The 25,188-nt window shown below is 34.1% G+C and carries 23 protein-coding genes and 1 pseudogene; 7 read left to right on the plus strand and 17 right to left on the minus strand.

Annotated elements, in window-relative coordinates:
• Positions 1-9: 9 nt before the first annotated feature.
• Both ACYT6F_RS17565 and ACYT6F_RS17570 read left to right on the plus strand, forming a co-directional pair.
• Positions 10-3,168, plus strand: a complete 3,159-nt coding sequence (locus ACYT6F_RS17565) for an efflux RND transporter permease subunit (protein ID WP_472598920.1) — start codon at positions 10-12, stop codon at positions 3,166-3,168.
• Positions 3,155-4,570, plus strand: a complete 1,416-nt coding sequence (locus tag ACYT6F_RS17570; RefSeq protein WP_472598921.1) for a TolC family protein — start codon at positions 3,155-3,157, stop codon at positions 4,568-4,570. The genes ACYT6F_RS17565 and ACYT6F_RS17570 overlap by 14 nt, the downstream gene beginning before the upstream one ends.
• 143 nt (positions 4,571-4,713) lie before the next feature.
• On the opposite strand, the gene ACYT6F_RS17575 is transcribed toward ACYT6F_RS17570, so the two are convergent.
• The 6 genes from ACYT6F_RS17575 to ACYT6F_RS17600 all read right to left on the minus strand — a co-directional run bounded on the left by ACYT6F_RS17575 (position 4,714) and on the right by ACYT6F_RS17600 (position 11,103).
• Entirely contained in the window at positions 4,714-5,871 is a 1,158-nt protein-coding gene (locus ACYT6F_RS17575; protein WP_472598922.1) for a hypothetical protein, read from the minus strand.
• 65 nt (positions 5,872-5,936) lie between these two features.
• Positions 5,937-7,157 (minus strand): MFS transporter, encoded by a 1,221-nt coding sequence (locus ACYT6F_RS17580; RefSeq protein ID WP_472598923.1) that lies wholly within the window; start codon positions 7,155-7,157, stop codon positions 5,937-5,939.
• Positions 7,158-7,613: 456 nt separating this feature from the next.
• On the minus strand, positions 7,614-7,895 hold the full coding sequence (locus tag ACYT6F_RS17585) for a hypothetical protein (RefSeq protein ID WP_472598924.1): 282 nt from the start codon (positions 7,893-7,895) through the stop codon (positions 7,614-7,616).
• Positions 7,896-8,694: 799 nt separating this feature from the next.
• On the minus strand, positions 8,695-9,774 hold the full coding sequence (locus ACYT6F_RS17590) for an ATP-grasp domain-containing protein (RefSeq protein ID WP_472598925.1): 1,080 nt from the start codon (positions 9,772-9,774) through the stop codon (positions 8,695-8,697).
• Between the two features lie 568 nt (positions 9,775-10,342).
• Positions 10,343-10,549, minus strand: a complete 207-nt coding sequence (locus ACYT6F_RS17595; protein WP_472598926.1) for a hypothetical protein — start codon at positions 10,547-10,549, stop codon at positions 10,343-10,345.
• 68 nt (positions 10,550-10,617) lie between these two features.
• Positions 10,618-11,103, minus strand: a complete 486-nt coding sequence (locus ACYT6F_RS17600; RefSeq protein ID WP_472598927.1) for a JAB domain-containing protein — start codon at positions 11,101-11,103, stop codon at positions 10,618-10,620.
• 781 nt (positions 11,104-11,884) lie between these two features.
• Here ACYT6F_RS17600 and ACYT6F_RS17605 point away from each other — a divergent pair.
• Positions 11,885-14,668, plus strand: a complete 2,784-nt coding sequence (locus ACYT6F_RS17605; protein ID WP_472598928.1) for a hypothetical protein — start codon at positions 11,885-11,887, stop codon at positions 14,666-14,668.
• A gap of 150 nt (positions 14,669-14,818) precedes the next feature.
• Positions 14,819-15,993, plus strand: a protein-coding gene (locus ACYT6F_RS17610; protein WP_472601137.1) for an IS3 family transposase whose coding sequence is annotated in 2 segments (ribosomal slippage) — positions 14,819-15,086 and positions 15,086-15,993 — 1,176 coding nt in all. Because the reading frame shifts where the segments join, the coding sequence is not laid out codon by codon here.
• Between the two features lie 93 nt (positions 15,994-16,086).
• Here the strand turns inward: ACYT6F_RS17610 and ACYT6F_RS17615 are convergent.
• The 10 genes and pseudogenes from ACYT6F_RS17615 to ACYT6F_RS17660 all read right to left on the minus strand — a co-directional run bounded on the left by ACYT6F_RS17615 (position 16,087) and on the right by ACYT6F_RS17660 (position 22,242).
• Positions 16,087-16,638 (minus strand): hypothetical protein, encoded by a 552-nt coding sequence (locus ACYT6F_RS17615; RefSeq protein ID WP_472598929.1) that lies wholly within the window; start codon positions 16,636-16,638, stop codon positions 16,087-16,089.
• A 128-nt stretch (positions 16,639-16,766) separates the two neighbouring features.
• On the minus strand, positions 16,767-17,378 hold the full coding sequence (locus tag ACYT6F_RS17620) for a hypothetical protein (protein ID WP_472598930.1): 612 nt from the start codon (positions 17,376-17,378) through the stop codon (positions 16,767-16,769).
• A 92-nt stretch (positions 17,379-17,470) separates the two neighbouring features.
• Positions 17,471-17,722, minus strand: a pseudogene (locus ACYT6F_RS17625) (hypothetical protein); the annotation flags it as partial.
• 32 nt (positions 17,723-17,754) lie between these two features.
• Complete coding sequence (locus tag ACYT6F_RS17630) at positions 17,755-18,030, minus strand: Hint domain-containing protein (protein ID WP_472601138.1); 276 nt, start codon at positions 18,028-18,030, stop codon at positions 17,755-17,757.
• Between the two features lie 183 nt (positions 18,031-18,213).
• The gene (locus ACYT6F_RS17635; protein ID WP_472598931.1) at positions 18,214-18,690 is read right to left on the minus strand and encodes a hypothetical protein; all 477 of its coding nucleotides are present in this window, start codon (positions 18,688-18,690) and stop codon (positions 18,214-18,216) included.
• A complete protein-coding gene (locus ACYT6F_RS17640) occupies positions 18,684-19,049 on the minus strand; it encodes a hypothetical protein (protein ID WP_472601139.1) in 366 nt (121 codons plus the stop codon). Before ACYT6F_RS17640 ends, ACYT6F_RS17635 begins: the two co-directional genes overlap by 7 nt.
• A 24-nt stretch (positions 19,050-19,073) precedes the next feature.
• Entirely contained in the window at positions 19,074-19,484 is a 411-nt protein-coding gene (locus ACYT6F_RS17645; RefSeq protein ID WP_472598932.1) for a hypothetical protein, read from the minus strand.
• On the minus strand, positions 19,481-20,923 hold the full coding sequence (locus tag ACYT6F_RS17650) for a polymorphic toxin-type HINT domain-containing protein (protein WP_472598933.1): 1,443 nt from the start codon (positions 20,921-20,923) through the stop codon (positions 19,481-19,483). The genes ACYT6F_RS17645 and ACYT6F_RS17650 overlap by 4 nt, the downstream gene beginning before the upstream one ends.
• Positions 20,924-21,220: 297 nt before the next feature.
• A complete protein-coding gene (locus ACYT6F_RS17655; RefSeq protein WP_472598934.1) occupies positions 21,221-21,757 on the minus strand; it encodes a hypothetical protein in 537 nt (178 codons plus the stop codon).
• A gap of 5 nt (positions 21,758-21,762) precedes the next feature.
• A complete protein-coding gene (locus ACYT6F_RS17660; protein WP_472598935.1) occupies positions 21,763-22,242 on the minus strand; it encodes a hypothetical protein in 480 nt (159 codons plus the stop codon).
• 31 nt (positions 22,243-22,273) lie between these two features.
• On the opposite strand from ACYT6F_RS17660, the gene ACYT6F_RS17665 reads away from it, so the two are divergent.
• The 3 genes from ACYT6F_RS17665 to ACYT6F_RS17675 all read left to right on the plus strand — a co-directional run bounded on the left by ACYT6F_RS17665 (position 22,274) and on the right by ACYT6F_RS17675 (position 24,336).
• Entirely contained in the window at positions 22,274-23,149 is an 876-nt protein-coding gene (locus ACYT6F_RS17665) for a hypothetical protein (protein ID WP_472598936.1), read from the plus strand.
• Between the two features lie 338 nt (positions 23,150-23,487).
• On the plus strand, positions 23,488-23,742 hold the full coding sequence (locus ACYT6F_RS17670) for a helix-turn-helix domain-containing protein (RefSeq protein ID WP_472598937.1): 255 nt from the start codon (positions 23,488-23,490) through the stop codon (positions 23,740-23,742).
• Positions 23,743-23,970: 228 nt separating this feature from the next.
• Positions 23,971-24,336: a helix-turn-helix domain-containing protein gene (locus tag ACYT6F_RS17675; protein ID WP_472598938.1), complete on the plus strand. Its 366-nt coding sequence runs from the start codon at positions 23,971-23,973 to the stop codon at positions 24,334-24,336.
• A 77-nt stretch (positions 24,337-24,413) separates the two neighbouring features.
• Here the strand turns inward: ACYT6F_RS17675 and ACYT6F_RS17680 are convergent, their stop codons facing one another.
• The gene (locus tag ACYT6F_RS17680; protein WP_472598939.1) at positions 24,414-25,181 is read right to left on the minus strand and encodes a hypothetical protein; all 768 of its coding nucleotides are present in this window, start codon (positions 25,179-25,181) and stop codon (positions 24,414-24,416) included.
• Positions 25,182-25,188 lie beyond the last annotated feature (7 nt).

A 25,188-nucleotide genomic window follows, 5' to 3' on the forward strand; every position in this document is an offset into this window, starting at 1 on the left:
AGTAAAGAAATGTTGCAAAAAATAATAGATCGTCCGGTTTTGGCAACGGTGATTTCTCTTATCATCGTCATATTGGGTGTCATTGGTCTCAGCCAGTTGGCCGTTACCCGTTTTCCGGATATTTCCCCACCTACCATTATGGTTTCCGGGTCCTATCCCGGAGGTAACAGCGAGACGGTAATCCGATCGGTGGTAACACCGCTTGAAGAGCAGATCAATGGCGTGGAAGATATGGAATATATTAAATCCAATGCCAGCAATGATGGGACATTTTCGATTTCCGTGATCTTTAAACAGGGTGTGAATCCAGATCAGGCTGCCGTTAATGTTCAGAACAGGGTTCAGCAGGCAACCCCTATTCTACCGCAGGAAGTAATCCGTATGGGTCTTACTACCTCCAAGCAGCAAAACAGTATGGTTATGCTTTTCAATCTTTACACGGATGATAACAGCAAGTATGATGAAAAATTCCTGCAGAATTATGCTAATATTAACCTAATCCCTTCCATTAAAAGAGTTAAAGGTGTTGGGCAGGCGCAGGTGTATGGCGCTAAAGATTACTCGATGAGAATCTGGCTTAACCCTCAGAAAATGTCTTCATACGGAATAGATCCTAACGACGTTTCAAACGCCATTGCCGACCACAGCTTGGAATCGGCTCCAGGAAAACTTGGAGAAGAATCAGATGCTGGGCTGGAGTATATCATCAAATACAAAGGAAAGAAAAATACACCTGACGAATACGAAAGAATTATCGTTAAGAACGATGGGGCAAACATTATCAGGCTCAAAGATATTGCCCGTGTGGAATTTGGGTCCATAACTTACAGCGGTAATAACTTATCCAACGGTAAAAATGCAGTGACCATCGGGATTATGCAGACCACCGGATCCAATGCCAATGACATTGAAATCGGAGTAAACAAGTCGATTGAAGAACTCTCCAAATCTTTCCCACCCGGAATCAAATACACAAAAGTAATCAGTACCAAAGAGAAGCTGGATGAGGCGACCGGCCAGGTTAAATCAACTTTGATAGAGGCATTTATTCTTGTATTTATTGTTGTTTTCATCTTTTTGCAGGATTTCCGGTCAACCATTATTCCTGCAATCGCAGTGCCCGTAGCCATCATCGGAACATTCTTTTTCCTTCTCGTTCTCGGATTCACGATTAATGTACTGACCCTATTTGCTTTGGTACTTGCCATTGGTATTGTGGTGGATGATGCGATCGTGGTGGTCGAAGCTGTTCACAGCAATATGGAAGGCACTAACCTTACCGGTAAAGAAGCTACTCATAAAGCAATGGGTGAAATAACGGGAGCGGTTATTTCCATTACGCTGGTGATGTCGGCAGTATTTATCCCGATAGGATTTATGTCCGGATCAGCCGGCTTGTTCTATAAGCAGTTTGCGTATACATTAGCCATTGCAATTTTGATTTCAGCGGTTAATGCACTGACTTTGACACCTGCTTTGTGCGCCGTCTTTTTAAAGAATAATCATGCGGATGATGCACACGGTAAAAAACAGGGATTCGGAAAAAGATTTGCCACAGCGTTCAATGCAGGATTTAACAATATGACCGGAAGATATGTAAAAGGGGTAATATTCCTTATTTCGAAAAAATGGCTTTCCGGCGGACTGATCGTATTAATTATTGGCGCTTCGGCGTGGATGATGACCAGCACACCGAAAAGTTTCGTACCTATGGAGGATGACAGCCTGTTTATGTACAGCTTAACAATGCCCCCGGGTACAGGTCTTACGGAAACAACAAAAACATCAGAAAAAATTAACGCCATCCTGAAGAAGCTTCCAGCTGTAAAAGAGAACACCTCCATCACAGGTTTTAATATGTTGAGCAACAGTTCAGGATCAACGTATGCGATGGGGTTTGTCAAGCTTAAAGATAAAAAATCACGTGGAGATGTGCAGGATATCGACGAAATAATGAATATGGTCAATCAGGAACTATCCGTTATTAAAGAAGGGACAGTATTGACTTTTAGAATGCCTCCGGTGGAAGGCTATGGCATGACAAATGATGCAGAAATTGTTCTTCAGGACCGTATGGCAAGAGATCCGAAATTTCTGAAAGCAAAAGCAGATGAAGTAATCGGGCAATTGATGCAGGTTCCAGGCGTGGCTTATGCCTATACAATGTTCAGAGCAGATTATCCGCAGCTGGAACTGGAAGTTGATGAAGACAAAGCCGACCAGTTAAGTGTAAAAGTATCCAATGTCTTAGGAACAATTCAAACTTACTTTTCCGGGGATCAGTCGCAGAATTTTTCAAGATTCGGTAAGTTTTACAGAGTTAATATCAAAGCCGACGGAGTATTCAGAATGGATGAAAATGCCTTTAATGATATTTTCGTTAAAAATATGAACGGGCAAATGGTTCCTGTCAGCACATTGGTTACGCTTAAAAAAGTGTATGGTCCGGAGTCTGTAAACCGATATAACCTATTCAGCTCGCTGAATATCAACATAACACCGCAGCCTGGCGTAAGTAATGGTGAGCTGATAGAAAAAGTTGAAAGCGCATTAAACAATCTTCCATCCGATTACAGCTATGAGTGGACAGGGCTTAGTTTAGAAGAAAAATCATCAGGAAACCAGACCGTAGCTGTTTTTGGATTGTGTCTGCTTTTCGTTTACCTTCTTCTTTCGGCTCAGTATGAAAGTTACGTGCTTCCGCTAGCCGTAATGCTTTCAATTCCTACCGGTATTTTAGGTGCTTTCTTAGGTATTACAGCAATTGGCTACGATAACAATATCTATGTTCAGGTAGGATTGGTCATGTTGATCGGACTTCTGGCGAAAAATGCCATCCTGATTGTAGAATTTGCGCTTCAGAAAAGGAAAAGCGGCCTGTCAATTCTTGAATCCGCGGTTGAGGGCGCCAAATCGAGATTAAGACCCATCATTATGACCTCCCTTGCATTTATCGTGGGAATGATCCCATTAATGCTTTCGGCTGGCGGAATGGCTGCAGGTAACAGATCAATCAGTACCAGTGCAGCGATGGGAATGCTGACAGGTGTAGTACTGGGTGTCTTTGTGGTCCCTGTATTATATATGCTCTTCCAGTTTCTGGATGAAAAGATATCATCCAAAAAATATTCTACTAATGAAAATGTACAAATCAATGAAAACAATTAATTTGAAACAATATTTTTTTACAGTCGCAACGGCATCACTATTGATGTCCTGCGCTGTAGGAGCACCATATAAAAGAGGAGATATTGATCTTCCCCAGACGTACAAGGATGCTCCTGCCGTTACCGGTGATTCTATTGTGCTTCCGTGGAAAACTTTCTTTAAAGATCCAAGACTTGTAACACTCATCGAAACAGCATTAGAGAAAAATAACGACGTGCAGGTGGCTCTGAAGAATATTGAACAGCTCGACCTCGCCTACAGGCAAGCTAAAAACGCCCTATTGCCCACAGTGGATCTGACAGCCGGAGTTACCAGAAGCTGGGCATCTGATAATAGTTTAAACGGATCGCTGAATCAGCAATTTACCGGTAATAAATATATCGATGACTTCAGCGCGACGGTACAGGTCTCCTGGGAAGCTGATATCTGGGGCAAAACAAAGATGCTTAAAAATTCCGCTGCTGCCGACTATTTTGCTCAGAAAGAGAATATACAAGCAATAAAAAGCAGAATTATCGTTCAGGTTGCACAGGCGTATTATAATCTTTTAACACTGGATCAACAGCTAAAAATAGCAAAGGAAAACATTGAATTGAGCGATAGTATGCTTAAGATGATGAACCTTCAGTTTAATTCTGGTTTGATCAATTCCCTTGCCGTTCAGCAATCTGAGGCTCAAAAGAAAACAGCAGAATTGCTTGTTCCCTTAGCTCTGCAGAATATTTCAGTACAGGAAAATGCTTTAAGCATCCTTTGTGGCAGCTACCCTACTGCAATTGAAAGATCCGGAACCTTGGAACAAATATCGGAAAACAACGCTTTATTAAACGGAGTGCCTGCACAATTATTAAGCAGAAGACCAGATGTAAAGGCCGCTGAGTTTGCTGTTATAAGCCTGAATTCAAAAACAGGTCTGGCTAAAGCCGCTATGTACCCTACCTTTAGCCTGACACCGCAGATCGGGGCGAACTCATTCAAATTTAATACCTGGTTCGACCTGCCGGGCTCGTTAACCAAGACACTGGCTGCCAATCTTGCGTTGCCAATACTTCAGAAACGCCAGCTGAAAACAGCCTACGAAACGGCAAAAATAGAACAGGAAAAAGCAGCGATCAACTTCCGACAAACAGTAATGACTGCAGTATCTGAAGTATCTGATGCTATGGCGAGATCTAAAGGAAGCACCGAAAGACTTACCTTGCTTGATCAAAGAACTAAGATATTAGATAAGACCATCAGCGACGCTACGAAGCTTTATAAAAGCGGGATGGCCAATTACCTAGAAGTAATTACCGCACAAAACAATAAACTGCAGAATGATCTGGAACAGATTAATGTCCGCCTTGAGAAAGCGAATGCCGAAATAGATCTTTACCGTGCATTGGGTGGAGGCACAAATTGATTTCAAAAAGAGCTGACTTAGATATTCTGAGTCAGCATTTTTTTGGACAGATTATTGTCTCAAATCTTTTGCAAAATGATGTTCATTTCAAATGATATAAGATCATCCTTACAAAACATTATTTTGCTAATCAGTTTGAATAGTTAAACAATGGGATGCCTTTCAAATATTTTATTTTCATCAAAATGGTATCTGTATGTCGTCAATCGCCTTGTTATGGTTGAATTAAGACTTTCTGCAATCTTAATCATTTTAGGGTTGAAATCACCGATCCATTGTAATTCAATCGTTTCAAAATCAGTGAATTTTAAAAGATGTTCGGTTCCTTCGCAGATCATATAGCCTTCTATCCCCTTTTTCTGCCATTCCGGTACTACTCCAAATACCATCCCAACCATCGTACGATTTGTACGAAACTTTTTTAACCATAAAAATTTTAATTTCTCTACCAAACCAAATTTACCGTTACAATACTTTAACCATTGATTGATATCAGGTATGTTCATCCATACTGCTATCGGTTTATCATTCTCGTACACAAACCAGGAAATATGTTCGTTGATGATAGGCTTCATCGCTTCAAACATTTTGATTGTATCCGTTTCTGTTAAATGCTTTCCTTCACCGTGGGAAATCCAGGCTTTATTATAAACCGTTGTAAAATCTTTGGCATATTTTTTTAGATTATTCTTTTTCAGTGCCACTGCCTTAATGGCCGGATTGAGCTTATGCTTCTTATGCATTATCGTAAAGACTCTTGAAACTTCGCTGTCTGTTCTGCGGGAATAGCAAAGCTGGTCAAAATAACTTTTAAAACCATAATTTTCAAATAATGTCTGATAATGGGGAAAATTGTAGTTCATAGAATAGAGCGGCTCCGTGAATCCCTCTACAAGCAATCCCCAAAACTTATCTCTTTCACCAAAATTGATAGGACCATCCATTGCTTCCATTCCTCTTTCCTGAAGCCAGCTTTTACAATAATCGAATATAAAATTCGCAATTTCCTGATCGTTGATACAATCAAAAAAACCGAAACCTCCTGTTGGCTGCTCCTGCTCGTACGACCTGTTGATGAAAACTGCAACTTTACCAACAGTTTCATCATTTAGTTTGAACAACAGTCTCTGACAATCACCGTCTTCAAAAAAATTATTCTTAGCACTGTCAAAAATACATTCAATATCTCGGTCTATAGGACGGATATAGTTCTTGTCTTCAGCATACAGTCTGCCGGTAAAATTTAAAAACTCTTCCTTTTGTCTTTTGTCCTCCACAATTACGATATTAACGTTCTTCATATACTTAGCTGTTTAATCATTAATAAAATTTAAAGACTTCTTAAATATTTATTTAAAGTTTTTTCTTATTCCAATTTTCTTATCTGTTGAGAAGTTAAAGCAATTAAACAAATGACACCTCCTGCAATTCCCATTACAATAAATATGGTAGTTACACTCGTTAATTCACCAATTAAAAAAGCAATACCTAGTCCAACTGGAGTTGCAAGCCCTTGAATTGCAGTTAAAAGAGACAACGCTCTACCTTGCATATGGTTCGGAATAATACTCTGTAGCAACGCCGTAAGAGGCGCGTTACCTAAAATGAATGACAAACCGCTCACTGCCCAGAAGGTTACAGCAAGCCCAAATAAATTAGGACTGACTATCGCTGTTGCTGCTATCGAAAAACAGGATACAGCAAAGCCAAATATAATCCACAGAATCTTGCGCTTGGGAGTGAAAAATGTTACAATAAGCCCACCTAAAACCATTGATACGCCTGAACAACCTTCAATAAGGGCGACCTCCGGTGCGTTGCCATTGAAGTAAGTTTTTACCAGCAATGGAACGAACGTGAAGCAAGGCATAATCACCAGAATCATTGCACCTAGCATAACGTATAGGTTCCGTAAACCTTTGTTGTTCCAGACCAGCTTGACGCCTTCTTTAATTTCCCATCCAATATTTTTAATGTTTTTATTTTCACTGATATGCTGGGGTATTGTGAATATAAGAAGTGGCAGAATACCGGCCAAAGCAGTAAACACATCAATACTTAATGCCCATTCGATAGGCAGCAAGCTGATAGCTACTGCACCCAGAGGCGCACTGACTACCGTAGTTACGCCTCCTAAAGTCTGGTTGAGACCGACGGCATTGCTGAGAAAAGATGAAGGTACCAACATCGGAATGCTGGCATCGGAAGCAGGATCCTGGATCGTAGCCAAAATCCCCCTCACAGCGACAAGGACATAGATATGCCAAATACTGATGAGCTGAGTATAAAAAAGGTAGATTAATATAATGATGCAGAACATACTCAAGATATCAGAAAAAATCATCAGCATTCTCCTGTTGTACCTATCTGCAATAGCTCCTGCAATAGGGCCTAGTAATGCCTGTGGCAAAAAAGCCAATACACCTGCTATGGCTAAAGATGAAACCTCGCCCGTTGTATCAGTAATCCACCACAAAAAAATAAATTGTGTTACCGCTGATCCTACTTGGGAAAAAGTCTGACCGATAAAAATTGAGACATACCTGATTTTCCAGTCTTTACTTACTAAAGAATTAATTTCTTTCATATGAATCGCTTAATCAATCATTAATTGATAATGACTGTTTTATTTAAAATTAGCAATATTCCGAACGTAAGGTGCAAAATCTCAGGTGAAGCAGCAGAAATGCACGATGAAATGTCTATACATTTAATTGAAGTGAATTATTTATTATATCCAAACATATTTCAGGTCACTGGCAACTTCATATGCTTGGAGAATAATGTCTGCTTCGCTGTTTAATATTACCTATGAGTTGAAAAATGGGATTCTATTTTACTTTAAATGACAAGGGTAAAAAAATACGCCAGCCTTTCACAGCATTTTTGTTTGGTAGAGGTGCAGGAATAAATACTCTTAAATGCTTTTCAATTTTACCATACTCTTGGGTATTGAAAAAGCAGGTTACAAGATAATTAGCCCTTTAAATTTTAGAAAGATTGATATAATAAATCTTAAAACAATCATAACTATAATTGATAGTTATTTCATTTTGCTTTTCTCAATAATTTTACAGTAGGATAAAAATTTTCTAAATGACTTACTTTTTGAATCATAATATCCTGACCAGCCATTTATTATATTCAAATGAAATACATAATCGTTGATAAAGACCATGGGCGGAATAAATACTAATTTAATAAAAAGCTTATAATTACTTCTTATTTTAGGAATATTGTCTTGTTGTTCTGTTTCATTGTTTATTTGCTCTGTACGGGAAGATATGCTATGTTCGGAAATTGCTTTTCTTTTATAAATTTTCATATTCACTTATTATATATTATTATAAATGGTCTTAAAAGGTGGCATCTTTTCAACTGTAAAAATATTTCTTAAGCTTAAAGAGATGTCCCAAACGTTTCGTCTTCTTAAATGCTCTTCACAGCAGAGTCCAGAAGCAGCTTTTTTTTTGGGACATCCTTTGACAGCTTATATATGATCCATGGCCGATGCTGAGAGAAGTTAATGTTAGGTTATATTGTAAAGCGTCGCATGGATCTAAGCTATATAGAAATGATAATCCGTCAACGAAGATAATATTTGTCAGATCCTATCTTTCGAAGAAATCCGGTAAAGCGTAGAAATATGCCTGTGAAGCATCATTTTAGGAGTTTAAAACGTCTTCTTGCATATCATGCATTTTTAAAACTTATAAGATAATTGAAACTATTTGATGCTTAAAGCATAATTTGCGATGGCATTGTTTAGGAAGAATCATCCGGTAACCGGATCTTTGCCATTTTAGGGTTAAGTGACTATTTGTATACCTGTTAAGCGGAGAACGATTCCGTTTGATAGTGATGGCGGCGGTCTCAGAAGTAACCGAAGCGAAGTCAAGGTCAGATGGTATTGCTACAAGCTAAGTGTACTTGAAAAAGTACAATATATTGGAAAAGACTTTAAATCATTTAACAAACCTATAGTAAGTATAACATCGTAATTCCTCAAGTTATATAACCATAATTTTCCTTTTGGTATTTAATAGTACAATGTTCTACTTCATAAACAGTCCTGGACTTCAGGTATAGCTTACCTTTTAAAATTCATATTAAAATAGTAAAATTTACAGATTTCTAAATCTTTCGATCTCAGAAATATTCCAGCTTTGGTGTAAAATATTGAGCAGTAATTTGTCATAAGACCACCCAATCTTTCTGGCAGCCAAAGCTGTAAGGCTATCCTGATCTTCTCTTCCTGGTCTTGATGCCCCAGTCATATTGGGTTTCATATTCAAATCAAACAAAAAATATTTTCCGGTAGTATCGGCACGACAATCAATTCTTATGGGTGCCTTTGCAGTTACAATTTCGGCAGCTTTTTCACAATACCTCATCAGCTCAATTACCGGCTGCTTTGCCAATTCTGAATCGTTTAAAACTTCACTGTTGTTGATAACAGCTACAGTACCATTATAGGGAGCAATTCCATCTTTGTGATTGAATCGTCTGACGGGCGGCAAACTCCAATAGTAATCTTTACGGGTATTTTTTCCAACAACCTCATAATCGCCAGGAGGCATCACCGTAATCGTTAATTCCTTTCCTGGGAGAAAACTTTCGATATACAATGAACTGCCATACTGGTTTGAACTAAAAAAAACTTTAAAGTACTTTTCCAGATCTTCACCATTTTTAATCACAGCAACTCCTTGACTGCCTCTACCACGAATTGGCTTGACAATAACAGGGAAATCAAAGTTCTTACTATTTTTAGTACTATCTTTATGAATCACAATATTATCAGGGACAGGAAGTCCAAAGCTTTTTAAAAGTTGATTGGTCTTGATTTTATCATCAAAAACATCAACAGCAGCTGGTATTTGTCCCACTATATTTAGATTGGTACTGGTAAAATTTTCTATTGGATGTCCGCTATACAAAACTGTATTTAACCAGATTATATTTGCTCCTTTTGTTATCGCTTCATTTATTCCCTCTGTAGTATCCGGAAAAGACCAATCTAAATCTTCGACCATAATAGGAAAATCGACAGGTGCAACGATTTCAATGCCTTGTTTTCTTAAAGAATATGCAATGTCTGCAGAACTATCCGCATAACCTCCTGTCTTCATTGGTTTAATGATACCATCTTTTTCAGGTGGCTGGTTGGCTTGATGTAGTACTGCTATTTTATATTCTTTCATAATAACTATCTAAAAATGGTGACAATATACTTTTACATACCCGATATTATTTTGATCTGGAAAAACATCAGTTTTACTATAAAAATAAATAACTTAAATCGATTGTAGATATTTAGTTTATGATATTGTATGTTTAAGTATATAATTACCAAAAATTAGGCAACAATATACTTGAATGTACCAAGTTTAATCTTTTTATAAAATTTACTAAATAGATACAATTTAAATATTTTCTTAAAATCTTTACGAAAACAGAGAAACCTATCGGAGCCGAATGAAGTCAAACAATTCCAACTTCGTTTGTTTCAAATTTAAATCATCTAGTAAAGAAATCATAACTTTAAAAAATTAAATTCTAAAACTTGGAATTGCTTAAATCTTTTTTAATTTGACTCAAACGAATTAAATCATCCACAAAAGAGTTTGAATAGACATTCGTCAAGGTCACTTGACAGGATTATTTATTTCTACAATTCTTTCCAAATCTTCCACCAAATGTTTCGATATTTCTTCGGTTATCGGTATCAAAATAATAGCATTTTTAGCACCGTCCGTTATCTTTACAGAATTAAATAATTTTATAAAAATCGTTAATACAAAAGAGAGTAATATTTAGGTGAGCGAAAATTTTAGTTGTATCACTTATAATGTTGCTATTTAAAGAATATTTCACCGCCTTTACATTTCCACATTCTTTCCACTCTTGCGAAGAAACTTCAATACCATTTAAAGTACTGACTTCTGAAAGTGCTGTGTGATTGCTAATGATGTCCATGTTGAATATTTTTGATTTTAATATGTTGGTTGTACTCACTTTTGGCTTATGATACTATTTTGATTGTATTACATCAACCCCTCATCCGCAAACGAGAAATAAGAATCGGAGGTCAATATCACATGATCCAACAGGGAAATATTGAGAATCTTGCCCGCCTCTTTGGTCTGGGAAGTCATCTTGATGTCACATGAGGAAGGTTTCAAATTTCCTGAAGGATGGTTATGGGCAACAATGAGCGCTGTCGCATTGCATAACAGGGCCGCCTGCATCACGATCCTTACATCCACCAGTGTCGAAGAAATCCCGCATTCAGAGATCTTCTTAATGCCCAGCACCATATTCGCATGGTTCAGATACAGCGCAAAGAATAATTCCCTGTAATCCATCTCATCCGCATCAAAATGCGCCCTGAATACCTCTACCGCGTCCCTTGATGACGATATCGACCGCTCACAATTTCCCTTTCTTGAATAGCTTAATTTGATTTCGTTGACAATATTGAATTTCATCTGAATTGCTCCGTGTGCGGCGGAGACCTGTTTTTCCCGCACCTGCTGTTAAAAAACCCTGTATGTTGCAGCTTGAAGGAAATCTTGACTTTCTTATTTTTACCGAAGGATATCACCTGATTTAAAGATCGTATCATACATTTTAAGATGGTATGATATCATCTACAGATGGATAAGACATCTGATATAATCGTTCTTTTATCATGTAAGATATACGGACTGATACCCAAGGTAATCATAAGGATCAAAATTTCAATGAACTGCATTTGCATCTTGTGAGGTTTCTGACTTTTCTATGCGGATCACCACATTCAGGCAGTCTCAATGAAAACCGGATCAATTCCGAAAAACAATAAAAGGTGATATTGATCCGGGCTTGAAATCTTTTTGCGGAGGCTCCGCGAGCTCCGATCACGGATACCCCAAAAGATTTTTTTCAGCAGGAACAACGGAATAGATTTGCTATAGAAAATGAGATACCTCCGCGGATATAATGAGCATTTAATTAATCCATGTGTCGATTCACATAGTAAAAGAATGATTCTATAGCGTTGTGAAATGATCGAAATACAGACATATTTTCTTAATTCAAACGTAACGCGAAGTTCCGAAACAGCCTTAGTTGAATTGTCCAAAAAGCTTTGTTTCAAATATTCTTCTGATACATAACTTTTATAGTTTACATAATGCTGTCTCACATTTGTATAAACATTTTGAATAACTTTTCCTAATTACTAAATATGTGGAACTTCAGATAAATTTAATATTACTATCGGAAATATTTTTTAACTTTATTATAACTAAACTACTAATAACGAATACCATGAAACTTAAATTAATCTTTTTGGCCATTTTTCATATTTCTTTAAATCTATTTCCTCAGGTAGCTGAGCCAATAAAACAACAAAAGGAACTTGTTGCGGATCTTCCGATTTATAATTTTTTTTATTTGAGCAAATATCTGGATAATATCAATCTGAAAGCGGAGCAGAGAAATGCTGTTTACGGACAGTTTTTTAACCTGCTGGGAGCGCAGAAATTAGAAGAGCTGTCTTTATCCCCGGATAGCAGGCTATTGAAATTAAAAGAAATTCTAAATCAGGCTATAGCAAATTCGCCGGCCAGGTACACGTTTACCAGCTATCTCAAAGCGAATGATATCGCTGGGTTTCAGGCAAAGTACCAGCTAAAACCAGAAGATTCGATACGTCTGAAAGAGATAGAAGGTATCATCAACGAAATCACTGCTCTAGATAAGAAGAAATTAAAAAATATCCAGTTCAGTAATGATAGTCAAAAAGAGATTCTCAAGAAAATCAGCATCATAACCGCTGATACGGCATCTACCATAACAAAACAGGAAGTAGAGACGCTTCAGAAAAATCTATCGAAAAATACTAAAGACGCCGAAGATGCCAATTCTAAAATTGAAAAAGAAAAAAGAGAAAAAACCAATCTTCTTATCGACAAGATTGATAAATTTTCATCTGACTATCTTGCAAAGCATCTTGAAGTTGCCTTTGCATCGGCGACTATAAAAGAGGCACAAAATTTCTATAGCGGGACAGAAGTTGCTAAAACCTTGCAGTACACCAATAACTATGTGCAGTCCGTCCAAAGTCAGGGCAGCTCGGGATTTCAGTTGCCATCACAGGCACAAATCATTGATGCAATGGCTCTTTTTTTAGCAAACAGGTCAAAACAGGAAGCTGCTATATGGTTTATGGATCAGGTGCGGGCAAGATTGCAAAACCCTTTGATAAAAGCAGCATTTCCGGAGACCATCAAACTGATCAGCTCTCTTGAAGATTACAAGATTCCAAATTTTGGGACAGAATGGCGTTATGCGATCTCCACGGATTTCATCAAAATGCCTGAAAACATTGCTGACAGCGAATGGATCAAACTGACTATCGGTAAAAATACAAATCTTAATACCTTAAAAAGTTCCATTAAACTGGGCTATAAAATAAATCAGCTGATGGCGGGAGATTTCAATTACAGAGATATCATTGAGTCCTTGTACCTGGATGAACTGAAAACTAAAAAAGACTCTGCCTATAATTTTGACAATAATATTAAAAACAGTGTAACGCTGCTATATGCCATCAACAAAGAGCTTTACAGTATCGATTATTCACAAGACAAACCTGCTTTCAGACTGCTCAATTATGAAGACCTGAATTCTTTAGATCAGGAGCAATGGAAGATTCTTACGTCACTGATTTATCTTAAGTATTTTTACTCTCGTGAAGCGGCGGATAAAACCAATGATTTTTTTAATAACAATCAAGACAGTCCTTCTGTAAAGATTGCTATCAGTCAACTGCTCGTTAATCTGTCGCAGTTTGAAAAAATCAGAAATGATCTGGCTGCTGCGAGCGACACTGAAAAACTGGACTTTTCCAAGCAGAATTTTTACAGCACCTGGAAGATTATCGAACAGACTCTTGACAATCTCGGTGAGATCTGTTTCGGCGATATTGCAAAATGTAAAGCTAATAAAAGCAATATTGATACAATTAATGGCAATCTAAAAACGACACTGAAAATATACGAAAGTCTCCAGAGCCATAACTTCAACGGTGTTATACAAAACACCCTTAAGCTCATCGGTCAGTTTCAGCGGACAGATAATACTGTGCCTGGGATAGGTTCTCTGAACATCCAGCACATTAACAATGATTATTTCATTAAAAAGGATAATAAAAAGCTCAAAATAACAAAGGTTAAAGAACAGATTACGATATCAATAGATAGCAGTAAGCAAAAAATTGTAATCGATAACTATACTGAGTTTAAAAGACTATGGGATATCACTGGTTTTAACAAGTATGATGCGAAGGAGCTGATGAAAATTTCCAAAATCAACAAGAATAACTACAACAAAATTCTTCGGAAGTTTGATTTTAAAACGGCTGATTTCATCACAATTCTTGACTCGGTAAACAATAACAAATTATACCATCATACACAAACAAATTCAACCGCGACGGCAGATATTTCGGCTTACATTAATAAGCTTGATGCAAGGTACAGAGATCAGCTGATTAAATTAACCTCATTTTTGGGCGATGTGATGACGGCAACTACCTCTGAGCAGATGGCAGATGTCATCAGTTCCCATGCACTACCCCCAACCTCCTACAAACTCAAAAGAAAGGTCAATTTTTCGATAGATTTCAATGCTTATGTCGGTGCTTACGGCGCATATAATTTTCCAAGTTCAGCATCAACATTTGATAAAGGATTGACTGGAGGAATAACTGCACCAATAGGTCTTACTTTTACTTGGAAAATAGGAAACAATAATTGGGGAATCAGCGCCAACTTCGTTGACTTAGGCAATATTGTCAATCATTACCTGACAAGTTCAGAAAGGTATTACAAAGATGTGCATTTTTCAGAAGTGTTCGCTCCCAATGCAAATATCTTATACTCTATTCCAAAAACGCCTTTAGTGGCTTTTCTGGGAGCCTCATTTATAGCTTTAAAAAGTACAACAGTTGATGGTATAGCGAAAAATGGTAGTGCCTTTGATCTTACATTAATTCAAGCCGGTATTAAGATTGACATTCCCTTAATTAACTTACACAAAAGTCAATAAAGTAAATGATAATTTAAAATTAATTAGATAAGATTTCCTGAATAACCTGGATTTATTTTTCAATCAAGTCTACTTTTCAATACCATTTTAAATTTGATGTACTAATTTAGTGTCCAGTTAAAGTTAAGCATAAAACCTTAATTTTAACTTATAAAACGAGAGAGAAAAATCTACGCTCCTGCTTTTAAAACCAAGGCTGTTCAGCTAAGCAAAGAACGAACTAATGTTTCAGAACTCGCAAGGGAACTGGGAATCGCAGTCACGCTACTTTACAAATGGCGTAAAGAGTATGAAGAATTTAGGGAAGGAAGTTTTCCGGGAAATGGAAATTTAAAACTAACACCCGAACAGGAAAAGATTCATGAGCTGGAAAAAAAGCTGAAAGATGCGGAACTGGAACGCGATATATTAAAAAAAGCAATCGGCATCATCTCCAAGAGCGGTCGATGAAATATAAATCCATAAAAAATAATGAATCTGTATTCCCGATTGAAAAGATGTGTCAGATTTTACAGCTAAGTTCCAGCGGTTATTACAAATGGAAAAACAGGCCGAGTGGCAAAAGATTGCTTTTGACAGAAAAAATAAAACAGCAGATCATTTCAATTTATTTCTCATCAAAACAACGTTATGGAAGTCCAAGGATTACTTTTGAATTGAATTCTTTAGGTTATAAAATCTCCAGAATAACTGTTGCAAAATATATGAAAGAGCTGGGTCTGAGAAGTAAACTGAGCAAGAAATTTAAAGTAACTACGAATTCTAAACACAATTACCTGATAGCAGAAAATGTGTTGGACAGGCATTTTATTGCCGAGAAACCTGCGCAAGTCTGGGTTTCTGATATTACCTATATTCAAACCAAAGGAGGATTTTTGTATTTGACAACAGTGATTGATTTATATGATCGGAAAATTATTGGATGGAGTTTGATTAAAGGGATGAGTACGGAAGAAACAAGCCTTGCAGCTTGGAAAATGGCTTTCAAAAACAGGAAAATAGGGAAAAGTCTAATTTTTCATAGCGACCGAGGTGTTCAATATGCAAGCAGAAAATTTGCAAATACTTTGAAATTTTATGGTGTTACAAGAAGTATGAGCCACAGAGGAAATTGCTGGGATAATGCCGTGGCTGAAAGCTTTTTTAAATCCTTGAAAACGGAACTCATTTATGGAAACAAGCTCATTTCAAAAGAAAAAATGGAGTTGGAAATTTTTGAATACATTGAAATCTGGTACAACAAAAAAAGAAGGCATAGTGCGTTGAATTACCAAACTATTGAAGAGTTTAACAATCACAACAAAATTTATCAAAATGTAGCTTAACTTATACTGGATTTTCTATTTGCATATCCACAATGTTTTTGTATAACAATTTGTGAGAAAATATTAGTCCAAATAAAATACTTCTTCTCCTTGTTATTTATAAAATCCAGAAATTATATTCTTCTCTGTCTTTAAAAGTTGAAGCCTATCTACTATATTATTTTTGGTAATGTTTTTAAAAAGTAAAAATCTGTTTAAAACAAAAGCAATTTCGTCAGGATAATAATCAAAATATATATCCTGAGATCTCTTTATTGTAGTTTTAATTAAATAATCCATTGTTGCATAGGTCCAAAAATATGTATTCTGACTAACCTTGGAAAATGCTTCAATCATTATGATATCCAAATCTTCTTTATCAATTTTAAAATTTGTATAGAATTGAAAATTTTCATTTTCCACCAACATAAATTTATTCTTTAGCTTAAAGCAAAACGTTCCGTTTTCATTAATTTCCAGTGGACTATATAAGATTAGATTTTCATCTTCATACTTATAATAATTACCTTTTTCTTCATATGTTAATAAATCACATATAAATTTGCCATTATATTTATAGCCTTGTATTATAGAATCTCCTTCTAAAAAATTTAAGAATTCATAAGGTTGAAAACCAAAAAGTTCTTTGTTCTTTTTTATTTCCATATATATTTTATTATTTGCTTAAATATGGCTTCTGACACATACAACTGCATCTTTTCAACAGTATCTTTTATTATTGCTCACGGATTATAAAGCTGTGAGATTGGAGTAATATCACCGACTCTTTTTATTTATGATTCTATTAATGGAATATCTTTATAATTATCAACTTTAAGATTTAAAATATTATCAATAACTTTATCAACGTCTGTCTCTGGACAATCTTTTCCTTCATCCCATACAGGGTTTTCAGGATAAAAAGAAAGTTTACAACTATAGCCTTTATCAAAAGTTACAATAAAATTAAATTTCACTTTATTTTCTTTTATGTATAAATCACTTATATCACAACGTATACTAAAATCATCTCTGGAATAGTTTAGATAATCTCCTCCCAATCCAAAAGAAATATTATTATGATTTATTTTTACCTCTTTAATCTTATAAATGAAGTAATGATATGTCTCATAACGAATATCGTTAACAACTTTAGAAAGATATTTCATATAATTTAAAGCATCTGAAATTTCACTAAATACTTGTAACGAATTTTTTTTATTAATAAGTCGCAATCTATTAAATATTCCCATCTCTTCACTATCGTAAAACACTGAAATGGAATTTTTATTTCCATAAACAATTACATTATAATAAATGAATTTTATACTGTTAGAACTTTGAGAAAAATTTAAATATTCAAAGTCTGGAATACTAAAAATTGCATTTTTTATTTTCTCTATCATTATAACTTTATTTTATTAATAATAAGCTTTCCATTTTGAAATATTTGGAACCCGCCATCTGGATAAAAAAACGTTGCATTACCAGCTCCCTTTTACTGTATTCTTAAAACTCCATTAGCTTCATTAAATACATTTGACATATCATCAGCTACAAGTTTAATAATTCTATTATCAGTTCTTGTTTTATATAAAAATTTAAATACACTTTCTAAATGCTTTATAGTTGCCTCTTGTGAAGTAAGAGACTTTGACTCGATATTTCCTGCATATTCTAGAAATTGCGCGATTCTTTGTTCCCAGCATGTATTATGTACCAAAATCTCTTTCTCAGAAACATAATAATTATGATTACCTTCAACTTCAAAGTTATAGACTTTTACCTTTTATCCAAGAAACTAATAGATTCTACAGGAGAAGTTGCTCCGTTTAAAGTGGTTAAAAGTATTCCTCTGGTAAGGTCTTTAGCTTCTGTCCAGCTTCCGTTTACATAGAACGGATGTTCTGGTGTACAGGTAATTTTCGTACCGTTTACAGATATTTTTATTAGTGAAGAAAATGTATTGCGGGATAGTGCTACTACTTTTTTCAATTCTCTTTGGCCTTTTTCCTCATTGTAACTCCAGACCAGATCGCCCTCTTGAATGTCTTCTATCTTTTTTCTCCCTCTGTAACATAAGGATTCTTAAAACTATCCTCTCCGGGGTTGTGTACCATCCTACGCCTTCTGCTTCCTCTGGAATGATGTAGTTGTAGATATACTTTTAAAAATAAGTTTCTCAAAATTAACAGCAAGTCATAAAAATAGACTGTATTCTCAACAGTCTATTTTATTATATTATTCTCCAAAGCCGTCTAAATCTATCTTTCCAATATTATCTTCTAATAGTGGAAATTCATTGAAAGTGTTAGAATAGCCTTCATCTAAATTTCCTAATAAATTACTTCCATGAATGAATATATTTTTTTTAACTATTACCTTATCAAAAAACTGACAGTCAAAAAAATTAAAAAAATTACTAAAAAGGTTTTCTTCAATAATAATTGGTTTTTTATTATGACCGCCCATCTGATAATCAATATAATTATTAAAAATACTATTTTTGATTATAAGCCCTTCTTCAAACCAACAAGAATGGATCTTAAAAAAGTCGACAATACAATTTTCTATTACTAGTTCTGTCTTTAACTCGAAGGCACCTTCTAAATCTAAGCTTGTGATACAACAGTTTTTAATAATTACTTTTTTAAATTTTGCTATTTCATCATATCTTATTTCTGATATAATCAAACTTTCTATTTGTTTTTTTACCATACTAAACTACCATATTCTATTATTGTACCTTGAGTAATTCTATTTGATATACTTGGATACATATTTACCGAAATAATTTTACCATCTCTAACAAATGCCTTAAAGGATTTTTCTATACCATTGATAGTTCCTGTAAGAGTATTATCTCCAGCTTTCAGCAATGCTTGGTTTTGCCTAATAACATCAAATGCTTTTGTGGCAATTTGTTCGTCGGCAAGACCTGAATCAGCATGCCTCCCTTTAGCAAGTGCATGTTCGATAAATTTTTCTACGGTTCCTTCACCAAACTTTAAAACGCCACAATCATTATGCACCAAAATCCCTTTCTCAGAAACATAATAATTATGGTTGTCTTCTATTTAAATATTAAAGAATAGACTTTACTACTCTTTAAATTTATTTCTAATAACAAATTGTAAAATATTAAATACAGCATACCAAGTCGAATTTTCAAGGATTAATTTAAAATTAGTATTATCATTTTTTATTATTTGTAGACTATTACATTCATAACTACTTTTGCCTTCTATAAAAATTTCCGGAATGTCAATTTTTTTAATGTCATCAAGTAAAACTTTTGTGAAATTGGTAATTAATCTAAAATCAGTAAGGACCCAAAAATTATCTGCAGAATAAAAATATCCTAAAATAGGAATTTCGTTTTCTAAGTATGAAATATTGCGATTTAATTTTTGTTGCACATTTGCTTCTAAATTTTCAAATAGGTCTGTTTTAAAAAAAACTTGCTTTATTCTATTAAATTTAGATTTAACAATGTTTATATTTTTTATCATTTTAAAAACTTTACTAATTCTATACTATTCTTACCAAGTTTCTTATATGTATATCCTAATATTTCGGCTGGTCTCGAATTCATTAATCTAGTTTCTACAATATCAATACCTTTTATTACGACCTTGTCTGCTCCAGCTGCTTTTGCTTGACCTTCGAATGCATTTACAAGCTCAAAAAGGCTCTTTCCTTCATAATTAGCGAGTCCTTGAACAGTCCTATTATAAACACCATTTTCTATCGTAGTGATACCTCTTACGTAAAATCCTTTTATAAACTCAGTAGTATATTCACAGTTATTATGTACTAAAATCCCTTTCTCGGAAACATAATAATTATGGTTACCTTCAACTTCAAAGTTATAGACTTTTACCTTTTTATCCAAGAAATTAATGGATTCTACAGGAGAAGTTGCTCCGTTTACAGTGGTTAAAAGCATTCCTCTGGTAAGGTCTTTAGCTTCTGTCCAGCTTCCGTTTACATAGAACGGATGTTTTGGTGTACAGGTAATTTCCGCGCCATTTACAGAGATTTTCACTAATGAAGAAGAAGTATTACGGGACAAGGCCACTACTTTTTTCAATTCTTTTTGGTCTTTTTCCTCATTGTAACTCCAGACCAAGTCGCCTTCTTTAATGTCTTCAATCTTTTTATTGCCATTTTCTGTAGCTACTAAAGTTCCTTCTGTAAAACAGATTTTTAAAAGACCATTAGTTAATCTTCCTACAGGTCTACAAATATATCTACTCACATTTGTTGCTCTCCAACCTACTGCAAATAATTCACCACCTGCTATAGAGATCGGTATTTCTAAGAACAAGAATCTTTCAACTGCAGCAGTCTCCATAGAGGCTTTAGAGTTCATGATATACTGTCCCATGTTGGCGCTGTTCACATCATAATTCCACCCTTGTAAAGCTCCTGTAATTTTGCTCGTTAGAAGGTAACTGTTATAGCCATAGTTGGTGTTATTATTCCAGTTATCTTTATTACCCTTTCCTTTCATGATTATTTCAGGAATGTCCGCATTGATATAGCCTCCCAAACCTACGCTTCGCATAAGCATATCGGTGTAGCTTGAGCCCCAGTTTATGTTATTTCCGTCATAATCCATAGAGCTTCCTCCAGTACTAATAAAACCTGTTCCTGTATTATACCAGGTTGTACCATGTGAAGAACTTGATAACTGGTTCATAAATGACATAGAAAGCATGCCGGTAGGATCATTATACATTAATGGATTGTTATTGGCATAATGATAAGGAGATAGGTCTGGAGTTACTTCCGCCATAGGATCAATCACGCCCCATCTTGCGATATCAGACATATACATCCTTGCACCGTAATCGTTCCAGCCGGTTTCCTCCTGCAGCTCTTTGCCGTTGTACTGGTATAAGTACGAAGGATTTCCTGCCAGCGAATTGTAGCCGGTGTGTTTCATCCCGAAAGGGTAATAGTTGTTTTGCCCTCTTAACTTTATTTTTTATGGAATCGGCGAATCGCCTTCGTCGATTTCTTCAAGAACTTCTGCGCTGCCACTGGTATTTTTAAAGTAGCTTACCCGTACTGAACTACGTTCCTAGCCTGCGTTAAAGCTTCCTTTTTACTTGTCTATCCAGATGGTCGGTATAGCTGTAAATATATCAGTTTTTAAATTTTTTAAAGAGGCTGTCTCAAAAGTGAGGCAGCCTCTTTTTTATGGCTCACGGATTATAAATTCGCGAGATCGGGACTATCTTTATAATTCTTCTATTACATCTTCTATATAAATACCTGTCTTATTTTCACTTAAATATTTTTCTAAAAATATTTTCCCTTCATTTTCAGAACCTAATATCGCAATGTATCTCATACAAGCTATAGCAAGGAATGAACTCATGTCATTAGTTTCCAATAATAATATTGCATAAGTTACTTCAAAAAAGACAATCAAGTTTTCTTTATTTTCAAAAAACAAAGGGTCACAATAAAATATATCAATAAATGAATATATTGCAAACTCTTCTCTTTTTTTAATAAAATCAGATATATTAAAAAAATAAAAATGAATTAAAGAGGTTCGTACAAAAGCTGATATCTTATCATCTTTATAGCCAAATACCTGATAAATTTTAATATAGTCTAAAACCAATAATGATATACTTGTATTTATTGTATTAAAATAATTTTCATATTCAATTTTGAAATTTTCTATATTGGAGTTATAATATTCTCGGTATTGCTCAGCAAAAGCAACAAACTTATCATCTGTTTTTTCTAATATTTCTTTTAGCATATTTTTTATTTATATCTTATAGGTACAGGTGGACCAACTAATCTAGCATTAAAAATATTAACATTGGAGCCATAGAATCCATAATTGGTACCTCCAAGTTCAATTTTTCTAATAGGTAGACCTAATTTTTCAGAGTAAGCACCAGTTACACCTGGACCATGCGGTAATGAAATAGAGTTAAGAAGATTTGTAGTGCCTAACTGTGTACTATACTGAACTATTAAATCATATTTATCTCTTTTACTAAAACCATCTAAGGCTCTTTCTGCATATTCTAACCGATCTGTTACAAAAGGTCCCTCTCCTCGATAATTACCATTTTGATCTCTCTTTTGTTGTAAAAAGCCACCAGTACTTAGATATTCTTTACTAGACATTGCTCTATAAAAAAATTCAACTCCACCTGGTTCATTCGCAGGCACATCAATTGCTCCCGTAAGAGGAATATCATAACCATGAGCATGAGAGCTGTCTCCGTTTAACATTAGGGGTATTCCCCATTGCCCTAACTTCGCAATGGTTCCTGCTAATGCAATAGCTTCTTCCCATTTTAAGGCCGTTTCAAATGATCCTTCCGTAACTCCTACTTCTACAGATGGTATTCTTGTTATTACTGCACCTGGCAAAACTGTTGAATCCAGTGATTTTTTTTTTTTTTTTTTTTTTTTTTTTTTTTTTTTTTTTTTTTTTTTTTTTTTTTTTTTTTTTTTTGAGAGAGAAAAAAAAAAAAAAAAAAAAAAAAAAAAAAAAAAAAAAAAAAAAAAAAAAAAAAAAAAAAAAAAAAAAAAAAAAAAAAAAAAAAAAAAAAAAAAAAAAAAAAAAAAAAAAAAAAAAAAAAAAAAAAAAAAAAAAAAAAAAAAAAAAAAAAAAAAAAAAAAAAAAAAAAAAAAAAAAAAAAAAAAAAAAAAAAAAAAAAAAAAAAAAAAAAAAAAAAAAAAAAAAAAAAAAAAAAAAAAAAAAAAAAAAAAAAAAAAAAAAAAAAAAAAAAAAAAAAAAAAAAAAAAAAAAAAAAAAAAAAAAAAAAAAAAAAAAAAAAAAAAAAAAAAAAAAAAAAAAAAAAAAAAAAAAAAAAAAAAAAAAAAAAAAAAAAAAAAAAAAAAAAAAAAAAAAAAAAAAAAAAAAAAAAAAAAAAAAAAAAAAAAAAAAAAAAAAAAAAAAAAAAAAAAAAAAAAAAAAAAAAAAAAAAAAAAAAAAAAAAAAAAAAAAAAAAAAAAAAAAAAAAAAAATGTGTGTGTGTGTGTGTGTGTGTGTGTGTGTGTGTGTGTGTGTGTGTGTGTGTGTGTGTGTGTGTGTGATTTTTTTTTTTTTTTTTTTTTTTTTTTTTTTTTTTTTGGGCATAGTTTTTGCCTTCTTCCTTTTCTTTTTATGGGTCTTGCACATCACTCTGATTGATAGATTTACATATTTCCAGACTTCTTGGCCACTGCACTGTGAAGTGATTCCTCCTCTCTCTCATCATGATATTTCATATGTACAATGTCTGGGTTTTTTTAAATTCTTGACTCCACGAAAAATGTGACTTGTAAGTGGCACATCCATTCCATAATCCATTTAATTTAGAACTGCTCCATTATAATAAGCAATAGGCGAAACTTTGTACTTCTCTATAAATTGCTCCACAAAATATTTTTCTTGACTTGGATTTACACCTATTCCTAATATTCTCTAAAACAAAACATATTTTGCTTAAATGTTCTTATTTAGTAAATTCGCCTTATAATTCTTTCATTATGAAGATAGGCGACAACTTAAAAAAACTCCGTGAGAGTAAAGGTTTAACACAGCAGGAGATGGCTGATCTGATGCATACGCACAGAACGGGATATTCTAAAATGGAAAACAACCAACAGGATATCCCTGTTGATAAATTGGTTTTTGTCGCTAAACATTTCGGGATTGCCGTAGATGATATTATTTTCTTCAATGAAAAAAACAATATTCCAATGAGGTTTCTATGGAAGATACCGCAGTTCTGGAACAGTTAAAACTTATCAATGAACTTGATGCCGAAGAAAAAAACATTCTTCTAAAACTAATCGAAACTTTCGTTTCTAAAAAACGATTTAAAGATTATCTACAGAAAAATATTGCAGCTTTATAAAACACAAAAAACCTTGCAATTTGCGAGGTTTTTTATGGTCTGCCACACGATACAATCGTGCGGGAGTGAGTTACTATTTGTAAATAATTTCTATTTTCAATACTTTTGTTTTATGAATTTAGCAGATAACATTAAAGATATAAGAGAGCAGAAAAACCTGAAACAGATAGAGGTAGCCACTTATATTGGCGTGGATAAATCTGCCTATTCCAAGATTGAGAAGGCAACCAGAAGTTTAGCCGTAGAAGAACTACAGAAAATGGCGCAGCTTTTTGATATGTCGATTGACCAGATTATTAATTATGACGGTTCTATTCCTAAAGAAGTAGTGCTCGAAGACAAAACCGAACTTGAACATATTCGTCTTATACAACAACTCGAAGAAGAAGACAAGCAAACCATTTTCAGGCTCGTGGAAAAAATGCTTACCAATAAAAAATTTAAAGATTTTTTTGCCAAAAACGCAGCTGCTTTATAAAACACAAAAACCTCGCAACTTGCGAGGTTTTTTTATATCTGCTCAAAGTCACAGACTTTGCGCAGCGGGGAAAATCCCTAATAAGGTAACGACATACCATTACAAATAATTGGAGTTCGTACATACTCTTTAGAGAGCTTATCAGTGATAGCCTTTTCATAAATTGGATTTACTCCAACCCCTAAATAAAGAGTATTATTATTAATAACGATCATTCCTTTAGGATATTGAGAGTTATTCTTATTTATAAAATAAAATTCATAATTCCTGTTTGGTTCAGATAAAATAAATGAAAGCATTTGAGAAAAATCTTCAGTTTCAAACTCTATTTTTCCAAAATATTGAGGATATGTAAAAAATCCATCTTTAGGTTTAAATCCGATTAACCAGTTTTTCATAAAATCAAATATTATTTCTTTTTCAATTTTATTGATTTGTATGTAAAGATCAGTTAATTTGGATTCATTAATATCAGAGAAATTTTTGACAACGCATAATGTACGATTATCCAATTTAGACAGAATAATTTCCATTATTTTAATATAATAGTCAATAGAAGTATAAGATAATCCAGCCGTAAACACAACCAGATTATTATTTGTCTTTAATAAATAATAAGTAAAAACTAGAAAATTTTCTATTGCTGAACAAGAGTTCAAGCGATCATCTTTAAAGCCTATTATATCTTCAATTTCTAGTTTTAATTTTTTTTTATCTTTTAATCTGTCGTAACTATTACCATAAATTTTAACGGCATTTTCAATAGGAAAATTCACGGCAGTAAAATCTTTATTATCAATTAAACTCTGATAATCGCTGTCTATATCTATTACTGTTAAGCTCATATCTTAT

It is taken from the genome of Chryseobacterium sp. NG-CE01, from assembly GCF_055695505.1.